At 56.1% G+C, this 12976-nt stretch carries 11 protein-coding genes and 4 tRNA genes; 11 read left to right on the top strand and 4 right to left on the bottom strand.

The genetic code is table 11. From position 1 onward, the window contains the following. Window positions 1-27 precede the first annotated feature (27 nt). From accD to FQ182_RS22235, 10 genes are all read left to right on the top strand, one after another. Window positions 28-948, top strand: a complete 921-nt coding sequence (gene accD, locus FQ182_RS22280) for an acetyl-CoA carboxylase, carboxyltransferase subunit beta (RefSeq protein ID WP_149413704.1) — start codon at window positions 28-30, stop codon at window positions 946-948. Then, the gene (gene folC / locus FQ182_RS22275; protein ID WP_149413703.1) at window positions 945-2252 is read left to right on the top strand and encodes a bifunctional tetrahydrofolate synthase/dihydrofolate synthase; all 1308 of its coding nucleotides are present in this window, start codon (window positions 945-947) and stop codon (window positions 2250-2252) included. Before accD ends, folC begins: the two co-directional genes overlap by 4 nt. Beyond that, a complete protein-coding gene (locus FQ182_RS22270; protein ID WP_149413702.1) occupies window positions 2236-2871 on the top strand; it encodes an SPOR domain-containing protein in 636 nt (211 codons plus the stop codon). Before folC ends, FQ182_RS22270 begins: the two co-directional genes overlap by 17 nt. Before the next feature lie 145 nt (window positions 2872-3016). Further along, window positions 3017-3574 carry a CvpA family protein gene (locus tag FQ182_RS22265; protein WP_149413701.1) on the top strand — a complete coding sequence of 186 codons (558 nt, stop codon included), beginning with the start codon at window positions 3017-3019 and terminating at the stop codon, window positions 3572-3574. 41 nt (window positions 3575-3615) lie between these two features. After that, window positions 3616-5121: an amidophosphoribosyltransferase gene (gene purF, locus FQ182_RS22260; protein WP_149413700.1), complete on the top strand. Its 1506-nt coding sequence runs from the start codon at window positions 3616-3618 to the stop codon at window positions 5119-5121. Window positions 5122-5186: 65 nt separating this feature from the next. Next, entirely contained in the window at window positions 5187-6398 is a 1212-nt protein-coding gene (locus tag FQ182_RS22255) for an O-succinylhomoserine sulfhydrylase (RefSeq protein WP_149413699.1), read from the top strand. A gap of 11 nt (window positions 6399-6409) precedes the next feature. Beyond that, on the top strand, window positions 6410-7174 hold the full coding sequence (locus FQ182_RS22250) for an SDR family oxidoreductase (RefSeq protein WP_149413763.1): 765 nt from the start codon (window positions 6410-6412) through the stop codon (window positions 7172-7174). A gap of 107 nt (window positions 7175-7281) precedes the next feature. Then, window positions 7282-7357: transfer RNA gene (locus tag FQ182_RS22245), tRNA-Val, on the top strand. Between the two features lie 55 nt (window positions 7358-7412). Then, window positions 7413-7489: transfer RNA gene (locus FQ182_RS22240), tRNA-Asp, on the top strand. Between the two features lie 130 nt (window positions 7490-7619). Next, window positions 7620-7696 (top strand) — tRNA-Asp (locus tag FQ182_RS22235). Window positions 7697-7868: 172 nt separating this feature from the next. Here the strand turns inward: FQ182_RS22235 and FQ182_RS22230 are convergent. Further along, window positions 7869-9152: an FAD-binding oxidoreductase gene (locus FQ182_RS22230; protein ID WP_149413698.1), complete on the bottom strand. Its 1284-nt coding sequence runs from the start codon at window positions 9150-9152 to the stop codon at window positions 7869-7871. 184 nt (window positions 9153-9336) lie between these two features. Between FQ182_RS22230 and FQ182_RS22225 the strand changes: the two genes are divergently transcribed. Continuing rightward, window positions 9337-9413, top strand: a tRNA-Val gene (locus FQ182_RS22225). Window positions 9414-9880: 467 nt separating this feature from the next. Here the strand turns inward: FQ182_RS22225 and FQ182_RS22220 are convergent. The 3 genes from FQ182_RS22220 to FQ182_RS22210 all read right to left on the bottom strand — a co-directional run. Continuing rightward, on the bottom strand, window positions 9881-10477 hold the full coding sequence (locus FQ182_RS22220; RefSeq protein WP_149413697.1) for a hypothetical protein: 597 nt from the start codon (window positions 10475-10477) through the stop codon (window positions 9881-9883). A gap of 679 nt (window positions 10478-11156) precedes the next feature. Next, window positions 11157-11513 (bottom strand): hypothetical protein, encoded by a 357-nt coding sequence (locus FQ182_RS22215; RefSeq protein ID WP_149413696.1) that lies wholly within the window; start codon window positions 11511-11513, stop codon window positions 11157-11159. Window positions 11514-12160: 647 nt separating this feature from the next. After that, a partial coding sequence (locus FQ182_RS22210) for a helix-turn-helix domain-containing protein (protein WP_178114503.1) occupies window positions 12161-12976 on the bottom strand: 816 nt, incomplete at its 5' end.

Raw genomic sequence — 12976 nt, 5'->3', positions numbered from 1 at the left:
AAGCCACCGGTACTGGAGAAAGAAAGCATGAGCAACTGGTTAGTAGACAAACTGATCCCCTCGATCATGCGTTCCGAGGTGAAAAAAAGCTCGGTCCCTGAAGGTCTTTGGCACAAGTGCCCGTCCTGCGACGCGGTGCTGTACCGTCCGGAGCTGGAAAAGACCCTGGACGTTTGCCCCAAGTGCAACCACCACATGCGTATCGGCGCCCGCGCCCGCATCGACATTTTCCTTGATGCCGATGGCCGCGCCGAACTGGGCGCTGATCTGGAGCCGGTGGACCGCCTCAAGTTCCGCGACGGCAAGAAGTACAAGGACCGCCTGACCGCCGCTCAGAAGCAGACCGGTGAGAAGGACGCGCTGATTTCCATTAGTGGCAAGCTGCTGGGCATGCCTGTGGTGGTTTGCGCATTTGAGTTCTCCTTTATGGGTGGCTCCATGGGTGCCATCGTTGGTGAACGTTTCGTGCGTGCCGCCAACTACGCCCTGGAAAACCGTTGCCCGATGATCTGTTTTGCCGCCTCCGGTGGTGCGCGGATGCAGGAAGCGCTGATCTCGCTGATGCAAATGGCCAAGACCTCTGCGGTGCTGGCGCGTTTGCGTGAAGAAGGTATTCCGTTCATCTCGGTGCTGACCGATCCGGTCTACGGCGGCGTTTCCGCCAGCCTGGCCATGCTGGGTGACGTGATTGTCGGCGAACCCAAGGCCCTGATCGGCTTTGCCGGCCCGCGCGTGATCGAGCAAACCGTTCGCGAAAAACTGCCAGAAGGTTTCCAGCGCAGCGAATTCCTCCTGGAGCATGGCGCGATCGACATGATTATCGCCCGCTCCGAGTTGCGTCCACGCCTGGGCAACCTGCTGGCGCAAATGATGGGCCTGCCGACGCCTGTGTACATTGCACCCGCTGTCGAGCTGATCGTGGTTCCGCCGGTGCCTGCAAACATATGATCCAACGTACCCTGGGCGAATGGCTCGCCTACCTTGAGCAGTTGCATCCATCAGCCATCGACATGGGCCTGGAACGTTCGCAACAGGTAGCGGCCCGCCTTGGGTTGGGGCGTCCGGCTCCTCGGGTGATCACGGTCACTGGCACCAACGGCAAGGGTTCTACCTGCGCCTTTGTTGCCGCCTTGCTGCAGGCCCAGGGCTTGAAGGTCGGCGTCTACAGCTCGCCGCACCTGCTGCGTTACAACGAGCGCGTACAGCTCAATGGTGTCGAAGCTACTGATGAGCAGCTGTGCGAAGCCTTTACTGCGCTCGATGCGGGGCGCGGCGATATTTCCCTGACTTATTTCGAAATGGGTACCTTGGCAGCGCTCTGGCTGTTTGAGCGTGCCCGGCTGGATGTGGTCGTACTCGAAGTCGGCCTCGGCGGGCGCCTGGATACGGTCAATGTGGTGGATGCCGACCTTGCGTTGGTGACCAGCATTGGCGTCGATCACGTCGACTACCTCGGTGACACCCGTGAGTCGGTGGCCTATGAAAAGGCCGGGATCTTCCGTCAGGGCAAGCCTGCGCTATGTGGCGACCTGGACCCACCGCTAACCTTGCTGGACAAGGTTAGCGAGCTGGATTGCCAGTTCTTCCTGCGGGGGCGTGATTTCACCCTTGAGGTTGGCGATGAGCATTGGTCGTGGCGTGGGCTCGATGTTCTCGGGCAAGTGGTCGAGTTGCGCAATTTGCCGCTGCTGAACTTGCCGATGGAAAACGCCGCGCTCGCCCTCCAGGCCTATCTGTTGCTGGATTTGCCGTGGGATACCGTGCAGATTGCCGATACCTTGCAGGGTACACAGATGGTCGGTCGTCTGGATCGCCGTGCATTCGAGTGGGACGGCAAGCGCCTGAGTCTGTTGCTGGACGTGGGGCATAACCCCCATGCCGCTGAATACCTGGCCCGGCGTCTGTCACGCAAGCCGCCGGTGGGCCGCCGCCTGGCGGTGTTCGGGCTGTTGTCCGACAAAGACCTGGGCGGTGTCGTTGCTCCTTTGTTGAATAACGTACAGTCATGGGCAGTTGCGCCGCTGGATACGCCTCGCAGCCGTCCTGCCGCCGATGTGCAGGTGGCGTTGCAGAACCTTGGTGCATCGGTGACGTCCTATGCAAGCGTGACTGCTGCATTGGAAGCCCAGTGCGCTGTTGCAGTGCCCGAGGACGAGATTCTGTTGTTCGGATCATTTTATTGTGTTGCCGAGGCGCTTGAGTGGTTAGCCCGGCGCTCCACGGAGGAAGCTGCACATGGCATTACTGGATAGCGCGTACAAGCAGCGAATGGTCGGGGCCTTGGTTCTGGTGGCGCTGGCAGTAATTTTTCTGCCGATGCTGTTTTCCCGCCAGGATGAACAGCGCCAGGTGACTGTTGAAGCTCCGGCTGCCCCTCAGGTGCCTGTGATGCCTCAGGTTCAAGTTGAGCCGGTGGTGGTGCCTGAACCTCAGGCCTTACCGCAAGAGCCGGTGCCGAGCGACGAAGAGATCGCCGAGCAGGAAGCGACTTCGATGCCGGCCCAGCCAAGCGTTCCGGTGGTAAAGCCGACGCCTGCGCCAGCCAAGCCCGCGGCACCGAAGGCTGTGGCTCCGCAGCCAGCAGCGCCGGGCAAGCCTGATGTCGGACAGAGCCGTATTGATCCCAATGGCCTGCCGATCAGTTGGTCGGTGCAACTGGCCAGCCTGGCCAATCGCGAAAGCGCCGAAAGCTTGCAGAAAACCCTACGTAGCCAGGGTTACAACGCCTACATACGTACCGCCAATGGCAAGAATCGGGTATTTGTCGGGCCGCTGATTGAGCGGGCCGAGGCTGACCGCTTGCGTGATCTGCTGGGTCGCCAGCAGAACCTCAAGGGCTTTGTCGTGCGCTTCCAGCCAGAGCGCGGCTGACGCTGGAGAGGGTGGAGGGCTTCTGTGGCGAGGGGCTTGCCCCCTCGCCACAACTCATTGATTTCAAAAGCACTGCTAATCGCAGCTTACCGATAGCCCGGCGCTCTGCTAAAATGCGCCGCCTTATCCGTCTGTAGGCTGTACTGTGCCATTTACCTGGGTTGACTGGGCGATCGTTGCAATCGTCGCCATCTCCGCTTTGATCAGTCTAAGCCGCGGCTTCGTTAAAGAAGCATTGTCGTTGCTGACCTGGATCATCGCAGGAGTCGTAGCCTGGATGTTCGGTGGCTCTTTGGCCGTGTATCTCACCGGATACATCGAAACACCTTCGGCTCGCGTCATCGCGGGCTGCGCCATCATGTTCATCGCCACGCTGCTGGTGGGAGCAATGGTCAATTATCTTATCGGCGAATTGATACGTGTCACCGGACTCTCCGGGACCGATCGATTTCTCGGCATGGTCTTCGGCGCCGCGCGTGGCGCATTGCTGGTGGTCGTGGCGGTCGGGCTGTTGAGTCTGGGCCCGGTACAGCAGGATTCGTGGTGGCAGGAGTCAGCTCTTGTGCCAAAATTTCTATTGGTTGCAGATTGGTCCAAGAACCTCATATTGGGGTGGAGCAGTCAGTGGCTGGCCAGCGGAATCAGCGTGCCCGCTGATCTTCCGTTCAAGGAACACCTCTTGCCGGCCAAAACGTCGCAATAAGTTGTGTTCAGTCAAGATTCATTAAGTAGGGGTTGCGTCGCATGTGTGGCATCGTCGGTATCGTCGGTAAGTCGAACGTCAATCAGGCGCTGTATGACGCGCTAACCGTCCTCCAGCACCGCGGCCAGGACGCTGCCGGTATTGTGACCAGCCACGACGGCCGGTTATTCCTGCGCAAGGACAATGGTCTGGTGCGTGACGTGTTTCATCAGCGTCACATGCAGCGCCTCGTCGGGCACATGGGCATTGGCCATGTGCGTTACCCGACTGCGGGCAGCTCGACCTCGGCCGAAGCTCAACCGTTTTACGTCAACTCGCCCTATGGCATCACCCTGGCGCACAACGGCAACCTGACCAACGTTGAACAGTTGGCCAAGGAGATTTACGAGTCTGACCTGCGTCACGTCAACACCAACTCCGACTCGGAAGTGCTGCTTAACGTGTTCGCTCACGAACTGGCCCAGCGCGGCAAGCTGCAGCCAACCGAGGAAGACGTGTTCGCCGCCGTGACTGACGTGCACAACCGTTGCGTCGGTGGCTATGCCGTCGTGGCGATGATCACCGGCTACGGCATCGTCGGTTTCCGCGACCCGAACGGCATTCGTCCGATCGTCTTCGGCCAGCGTCATACCGACGAAGGCGTCGAGTACATGATCGCCTCCGAAAGCGTGTCCCTGGACGTGCTGGGCTTCACCCTGATTCGTGACCTGGCGCCGGGCGAGGCGGTGTACATCACTGAAGACGGCAAGCTGCACACCCGTCAGTGCGCCCTCAATCCGAAACTCACCCCGTGCATCTTCGAACACGTCTACCTGGCGCGTCCGGATTCGATCATCGACGGCGTTTCGGTGTACAAGGCGCGTCTGCGCATGGGTGAGAAGCTCGCCGACAAGATCATGCGCGAGCGTCCAGAACACGACATTGACGTAGTGATCCCGATTCCGGACACCAGCCGTACTGCAGCGCTGGAGCTGGCCAACCACCTGGGCGTCAAGTTCCGCGAAGGTTTCGTCAAGAACCGTTACATCGGCCGCACCTTCATCATGCCGGGCCAGGCTGCGCGCAAGAAGTCGGTGCGCCAGAAGCTCAACGCTATCGAGCTGGAGTTCCGCGGCAAAAACGTGATGCTGGTGGATGACTCCATCGTGCGTGGCACCACTTGCAAGCAGATCATTCAGATGGCCCGTGAAGCTGGGGCGAAGAACGTCTACTTCTGTTCCGCTGCGCCTGCCGTGCGTTACCCGAACGTCTACGGCATCGACATGCCGAGTGCTCATGAACTGATCGCCCATAACCGTTCGACCCAGGACGTTGCAGACCTGATCGGCGCTGACTGGCTGATCTACCAGGACCTGCCGGACCTGATCGAGGCGGTCGGCGGTGGCAAGATCAAGATCGAAGAGTTCGATTGCGCGGTGTTCGACGGCAAGTACGTCACTGGCGATGTCGACGAGGCTTACCTGAACAAGATCGAGCAGGCGCGCAACGACTCCTCGAAGATCAAGACCCAGGCGGTCAGCGCGATCATCGATCTGTATAACAACTGAGTAAACACCGGCCCTGAGGGGCCGGTTTTGTATCTTTGATAAAGTATCGAGTTGAGGAGTAGAGCATGAGTCAGGAATGGGATGCCGGTCGCTTGGACAGCGACCTCGATGGCGTAGCTTTCGATACCCTGGCTGTGCGCGCCGGACAGCACCGCACGCCGGAAGGCGAACACGGTGATCCGATGTTCTTCACTTCCAGCTATGTCTTCCGCACTGCGGCCGATGCCGCGGCGCGCTTTGCCGGCGAAGTGCCGGGCAACGTTTATTCCCGCTACACCAACCCAACCGTGCGTGCGTTCGAAGAGCGTATTGCGGCGCTGGAAGGGGCCGAGCAGGCCGTCGCCACTGCAACGGGCATGGCCGCCATTTTGGCGGTGGTCATGAGTTTGTGCAGTGCCGGCGATCACGTGCTGGTGTCGCGCAGCGTATTTGGTTCGACCATCAGCCTGTTCGAAAAATATTTCAAGCGCTTCGGCATTGAAGTGGACTACGTGCCGCTGGCGGATCTGTCTGGCTGGGACGCGGCCATCAAGGCCAACACCAAATTGCTGTTCGTCGAGTCGCCCTCCAATCCGCTGGCTGAGCTGGTGGACATCGCTGCGCTGGCCGAAGTGGCCCACGCCAAGGGCGCAATGCTGGTGGTGGACAACTGCTTCTGCACCCCAGCCCTGCAACAGCCGCTGAAGCTGGGCGCGGACATCGTTGTGCATTCGGCCACCAAGTTCATCGACGGCCAGGGCCGTTGCATGGGCGGCGTGGTTGCAGGTGCAGGCGAGCAGATGAAGGAAGTAGTAGGCTTCTTGCGCACCGCAGGCCCGACCCTGAGCCCGTTCAATGCCTGGATTTTCCTCAAAGGTCTGGAAACCCTCAGCCTGCGGATGAAGGCCCATTGTGCCAGCGCCCAGGTTCTGGCCGAGTGGCTGGAGCAGCAGGACGGTATCGAAAAGGTCCATTACGCCGGTCTCAAGAGCCATCCCCAGCACGAGTTGGCCCAGCGCCAGCAGCGCGGGTTTGGTGCGGTAGTGAGCTTTGAGGTCAAGGGTGGCAAAGATGGCGCCTGGCGCTTTATCGACGCGACTCGGCTGATCTCCATTACCGCCAACCTTGGGGACAGCAAGACCACTATTACCCACCCAAGCACCACGTCCCATGGTCGTCTGGCGCCACAAGAGCGCGAAGCTGCGGGCATTCGCGACAGCCTGATTCGTGTAGCGGTGGGCCTGGAAGACGTGGCTGACTTGCAGGCAGACCTGGCTCGCGGGTTGGCGGCCTTGTGACCGAGTGGTCCCTGGAGGCGGCAACCGCCAGTAATGGTCGTGTCGCGTTGGTCACTGGAGCGGCACGCGGAATCGGCCTGGGGATCGCTGCGTGGCTGATCAGCGAAGGCTGGCAGGTGGTACTGACGGACCTGGACCGCGAACGTGGTTCCAAGGTGTCCAAGGGGCTGGGCGATAACGCTTGGTTTATCACCATGGACGTAGCCGATGAGCGGCAGGTGGTCCTTGGGGTGGCCGAGGTGCTCGGGCAATTTGGGCGCCTGGATGCATTGGTATGCAACGCGGCGGTGACCGACCCGCGCAATATCACCCTGGAAAGCCTGGACCTGGCCTACTGGAATCGGGTGCTGGCAGTAAATCTGAGCGGTCCAATGTTGCTGGCCAAGCACTGTGCGCCGTATTTGCGGGCTCACGGTGGTGCCATCGTCAACCTGACGTCGACCCGGGCTCGCCAGTCGGAGCCGGATACCGAGGCTTATGTGGCGAGCAAGGGCGGTCTGTTGGCCCTGACCCACGCCTTGGCGATCAGCCTGGGGCCGGAAGTGCGGGTCAATGCCGTCAGCCCTGGCTGGATCGATGCTCGAGACCCCGCTGCGCGCCGTGCGCAGCCGCTGACGGACGCTGATCACGCTCAGCACCCGGCGGGCAGGGTAGGCACCGTGGAGGACGTGGCGGCGATGGTGGCGTGGTTGCTGTCGCGCAATGCCGGGTTTGTCACCGGGCAGGAGTTCGTTGTAGACGGTGGCATGACCAAGAAGATGATTTACAGCGAGTAAGGCAGGTCGTGGTCCTGAAGTGATTTTGTCTTTTTCAGAAAAACTTCAAGCAGGCTATTGACTTAGGTCCGCTATCTGCGTAAATTTCGCGGCCTCAACGAAGCAAAGGGTGATTAGCTCAGCTGGGAGAGCATCTGCCTTACAAGCAGAGGGTCGGCGGTTCGATCCCGTCATCACCCACCACTTCTTGAGAGTTTTGCCTTCGGGCAAGACGCAACGTTAAAGGTTGCACCGACGCGCAGCGGTAGTTCAGTCGGTTAGAATACCGGCCTGTCACGCCGGGGGTCGCGGGTTCGAGTCCCGTCCGCTGCGCCATATTTTACAGGTTCGATTTATCGGATTTGAGACTGAGAAGCCAAGGCTGATCTGTCAGATGTTAAAGGCGGTTGAAGGTGATACTTCAACAGGTCCTGAAGGTTCAAACAGACGCAAGTCTGAGCGATACGCAGCGGTAGTTCAGTCGGTTAGAATACCGGCCTGTCACGCCGGGGGTCGCGGGTTCGAGTCCCGTCCGCTGCGCCATATCTGTTCCAGGGCCCACTGAACGCCCTGAGACGCCAAGGCAAGTCGCAAGCTTGATTGGATCGATAGCAAAGACCCTGGTCGAAAGGCCGGGGTTTTTTGTGTCTGCAATTTGGAAAGGACGAATGCTGCAGGAGCTGGCAAGCAGCTCCTGCTGAAGGTCGGGTGGAAGTCAGAACCCCAGTTTATCCCGCAACCCGTAATACCAGGCCCCTAGCGCCGCAAACGGCGTGCGCAACAACTGCCCGCCCGGGAACGGGTAGTGCGGCAGGTCGGCAAACGCATCAAAACGCTCCGCCTGGCCCCGCAGCGCCTCCGCCAGTACCTTGCCTGCCAGGTGGGTGTAGGTGACGCCATGGCCGCTACAGCCCTGAGAATAATAGATATTGTCCCCCAGGCGACCGACCTGCGGCAGGCGCGATAGCGTCAGCAGGAAATTACCGGTCCAGGCGTAGTCGATCTTCACATCCTTGAGTTGCGGGAAGGCCTTGATCATCTTCGGCCGGATGATTGCTTCAATGTTTGCCGGGTCCCGTGCGCCATACACCACGCCGCCGCCGAAGATCAGGCGTTTGTCGCTGGTCAGTCGGTAGTAGTCCAGCAAGTAGTTGCAGTCTTCAACGCAGTAATCCTGCGGCAGCAGGGTTTTCGCCAACTCGTCACCCAGTGGCGCCGTGGTGATCACCTGGGTGCCGCACGGCATCGACTTGGCCGCCAACTCCGGCACCAGGTTGCCCAGGTAGGCATTGCCGGCGACAATGATGAACTTGGCCCTGACTTTGCCCTGTGCCGTATGCACGACCGGATTAGCCCCGCGCTCAATGCGCACCGCAGCAGATTGCTCGTAGATCGTGCCGCCCAGGGATTCCACCGCCGCCGCTTCCCCCAGCGCCAGGTTGAGCGGGTGGATATGCCCGCCGCTCATGTCCAGCAGGCCACCTATATAGTTGTCACAGGCGACCACTTCGCGAATGCGTCGCTCGTCCAGCAGTTCCAGTTGGGTATGGCCGTAGCGCTCCCACAGGCGCTTCTGCGATTCCAGATGGCCCATGTGCTTGCTATTCAGCGCGGCGAACACACCGCCGTCCTTCAGGTCGCACTGGATTTGGTACTTGGCCACCCGCTCGCGAATGATCCGGCCGCCTTCAAAGGCCATTTCCCCCAGCAACTGCGCCTGTTTCGGGCCGACACTGCGCTCGATCACATCGATGTCGCGGCTATAACTGTTGACGATCTGCCCGCCGTTGCGGCCTGACGCACCAAAGCCCACCTTGGCGGCTTCCAGCACCGTCACACGAAAGCCGTTCTCCAGCAGGAACAGCGCGCTGGAAAGGCCGGTGTAGCCGGCGCCAATCACGCACACATCGGTTTCGACTTCGCCTTGCAGGAGCGGGCGAGGAGGAACCGCATTCGCGGAAGCGGCGTAATACGACTGGGGATAGGGGGTGTTCGCCATCCTGGAACCTCTGTTTTATATTTTTTACGAGTGCGCCGATCCTACCTGAGTTGAAAATCCGCTGCCAGCCACCGGAAAAATACAGTTGTGCCAGCTGAAATTAAAAAATTCGCATATTCATAGGCTTAGCTGCAAAAAAGGTGTTGACACACTTCGGAAATTCCGTAGAATGCCGCCACACAGCAGGCACGTAGCTCAGTTGGTTAGAGCACCACCTTGACATGGTGGGGGTCGTTGGTTCGAGTCCAATCGCGCCTACCAAACAAAATCCGCTCTGCTGGGCGGTGTGAAGGGGAATCCGAAAGGGTTCCCCTTTTTCTTTGCCTAAGAAAACGTTCACAAATTATAGGCTTCGTTCACACAAGGCAATGTGAACGTGGATTCATGCCTGCCTCTGTTCACACTCAGATTTGTGAACGACTCCACCTAACCCATTGATATGCATGGCTCGTTCACTATCTTGTCTAGGTGGTGGTACGTTCGCAAGCTCACTCCCTTGCCCGTTGCTCGTGCCTCGCAAGGGCAGGCTTCTAATCAACTGAGCTACGTGCCTGCTGTGAGGCGGATACGCCTGTCGGCCACGCTCAACACCCTACGCTCTGTGGTGAATCCTGAACGCTCTGTGTGCTGCTGTAGGGCTGGCGGGGGCGTCTCTCTAGGGGTGGGCCAGGGGGTGTGGGGTGGGGTGCTTATATATGCAATGGTGCTTCTGAATTTCTAGGGGAAACTCAGGTTGTCTGAGTGCTAAGTTCATCTGCTAACTTTAAAGCGTCTTCTAGAAAAATGATTACTTCGGTGTAGTCCTCGACAGAGCCTCCTTTACCAAGGTTTCCTTCTGGTTTTACGTCCAGCATTATTGACTCAAGATGGCTATAAAAGTTTACTATTTTAAGTAGCTTTTTATTGTTGATAATGCCGAGCTTGTCTAGGTTTGCTTTATATATTTTGTAGTAGTCAGCTGATATTGTAACTGTAATCGCTCGAGAGCAGAAGTTAGGAGAGGTTTCGTCGTCGTCGTGAACGCTTGCAATTTGATTGTTGATTTCAATGAGTTCACTGCGTATTTCTTTTAGTAGGTTTAGGTAATTTCGCTTTCTAATCATTGACGCTATATTTGCAATCTCAGCAGATATGGCAGTTTCCACTGACTTTCGTGTTGAGCGTGCTCTGTATAATGCCCCTATACCCGTTGGTATTGACGCAATTAAACCACCTATTACAGCCGACCACACAGGAATCCATGGATTGCTTACTGTTGTTAGCTCTTTGAGTTGCTTTAGAGCCTGGATATAGTGAGTGAAATCTTGAGGCGTAGGGTTATCCACTGTAGCGCTCCACTTTAAAGCATCGAATGCGAGGGGCTTGTCTCGTCTTGATATTGTAGTGGCTTTAGGCTATAAGTCCATTGGGCAAACGGGCCAAGCAGATGCTGAACTGTACGTCTCAGAGAGCGAGACGCCTCAATGTCAGTAGGGTCATAGCGAACCTTCGATGGTGTAGTGGTGGCGTGAGCGCTGAGAGGACAGTGTCGGTGGTTTAAAGGCCGGTGGAGTCGCCACGCTCAGACGTGGAACGCTTAACCCTTCTGGCGTGGTTAGGAGGGCAGGTGACTGGTAGCTGAACTATCAGGCATAGAGGGCGCTAGCCCCTGTGAAGAACGGCCAGTGCGGTAACGCATTGAGCACCCCTGAGGGGCATAGGCTTCACGCCTAATCTATGCGGTCACAGGGCCGTGGCCAAACTACCTCCTTGCCTTTAGGATGCAAAATGCAGACGATTGTGGCATCTAAAATTATCCGCTATGTAGTTGTCCTCGTTTTCATAATTGTCGCTTTGATAGGTTTTGATAGGAGCTATAATCGAAAGTATTACGCGTGTATTGACTACCTTGAAAGCTTGGGGGGGAGTGATAAGGTTAGTAGCGCTGGAACATGCGCGACTCAAGTTAAATAAGTTAAAGGTCATGCTGTTAGGTCAATGCATCCCTCTTGTCTTAATAAATAATTATCCTGATTTGCTGTCTACTAGCTTCATTCGTCGAACATCTGCCGCATATTCTTCTTCGATGCGCTTGCCGATAGCAATCTCACGCTCAACCTCTAATTTGCGTGGGCGTCCTACAGGTCTTACGCCACCAGTTACCTTTAACATTTCCTTAACGGCAGCAATGTTTCCATTGACTAGCTCTTGTTTCAATATCTCAATTGATTTGTCATGCCAATAGATGCGGTGTTCCTCCTTCCATCCTTGTTCGTCTGCGTAGGTGTCGAGTGTAATCATGCTAACGCCCAAACGCTTAGCTAGAGCGCAGTGTGAGTTTGTCTCAATGTATTCTGTCTTGTCTTTATCTGTGAGGTTCATTGTCTGGCTCTGTGTTTGATTGTTATTATAAGGGTGAGTAAATAACAGATGATGTTAAGTGTTACAGCTATGAAGCTATAGTCATGCATGATCTGAAGTATTACTAGCTGGGTGTATTGTATGAGGAGTAGGGAGCTTAGGAAATAGATCACGTTTTGATAGCTGACGCTCTCTCTATTTCTTCTAGTGTACACCTTGATAGATAGCCTACCGCTTGAAGAGAAATGCGTTGATTGTATGAGATGTCATACAGCGCTTGGTGGTCCTTACGCTTAGCAATAATCTCTTTGGCTAAACCCCTTCGTATGGTGATGCTATGAATTACGAAGGAGGTGAAATCAGGTATTCTAATATTATCATTGTCTGACATTGCGTTGTCCTGGGTGAGTTGTTTTAGCGTCACTGCGTGACAGAAGCAAAAGCAAGAGCACGCCACGGAGTGGCATACGCATAAAGAAAGATCAAAAGCGATACACTGGTACATGCTCTGCTTTTGATTCTTCTTTAATGCGTGCTCTTTGTCGGCTCTGCCGACGTTGCTTTTGCTTCTAAGTATAAGATTGGTAGTCTTGTATGCTTTGAAAGATCAAAAACCCTTAAAGGTCTTTAAGAGAAAATGATCTCAGTATTGACGCCGTTGATCTTTGTTATGCTGCTTGCTCTAAGCCTTTTGTCCAACGTTTAACGGTTGGATAAGGAATGCCTAGGTAGGTTGAAATATCTTGTCGGCTCATTCCTTTCTCAATGAGAAGGGAAAATACTTCCGCTTGTTGCTGAGCCTTGGCCTTCTTTTTATCAGACTCTTGCTTTTCCCATGGTGTCATAACCAGTTCGGTATTTATAGTTGCTAGCCGACCTAGTTTGCTTTGGAGGTAAACAGCCATGTCCATGCTTTGGACAAATAACACGACACGTTCTGTGCTGCTTCTATCTCGGAGTGATGTTCTGGCTACAGCTTGTAAAGTGCTCTCATAGAAGCGTTCAAACTCAATGGCTTTTCTTACCTCAGTGATAGGGACGCCTAACATTTCGCTTAGGGTGTGAAAACTGAGGGCATCATCATAGCTGACATTCCCATGCTGAAGGCATATAGCAATGTGTCTGTCTTGATAGCCGTTAATACCTCTGCTATCAATTGGTAGCTTAGTTATGCTTTCGCTAAAGTTATACTGCATCCATTGATGTGCAAAGGCTAGCCCTCTCTCATCTCCTACCATGGCGGTGATGCAGCGTAGCCAGTCAGCTAGCTGCACACCCTCATCCCATGTATCAGCAGGCTTGCCATTACGCTGCATCATGCTCTGAGTCTTGGAGTACTTTGTGGTCAAGAACGGGTTGAACGAGCCCCATGAAAGACAGGACACCGTTTCCCCCTTACGATAAGGGATAGGCAAACGGTTATGTTTATGACTAATAGCAACGATAAGAGTGGTGAGCTTTTGGGTCAGGAGCGGCGGCGCCGC

This window comes from Pseudomonas sp. ANT_H4 (assembly GCF_008369295.1).
GTDB lineage: Bacteria > Pseudomonadota > Gammaproteobacteria > Pseudomonadales > Pseudomonadaceae > Aquipseudomonas.
This window is presented reverse-complemented; position numbering and strand designations above follow the sequence as displayed.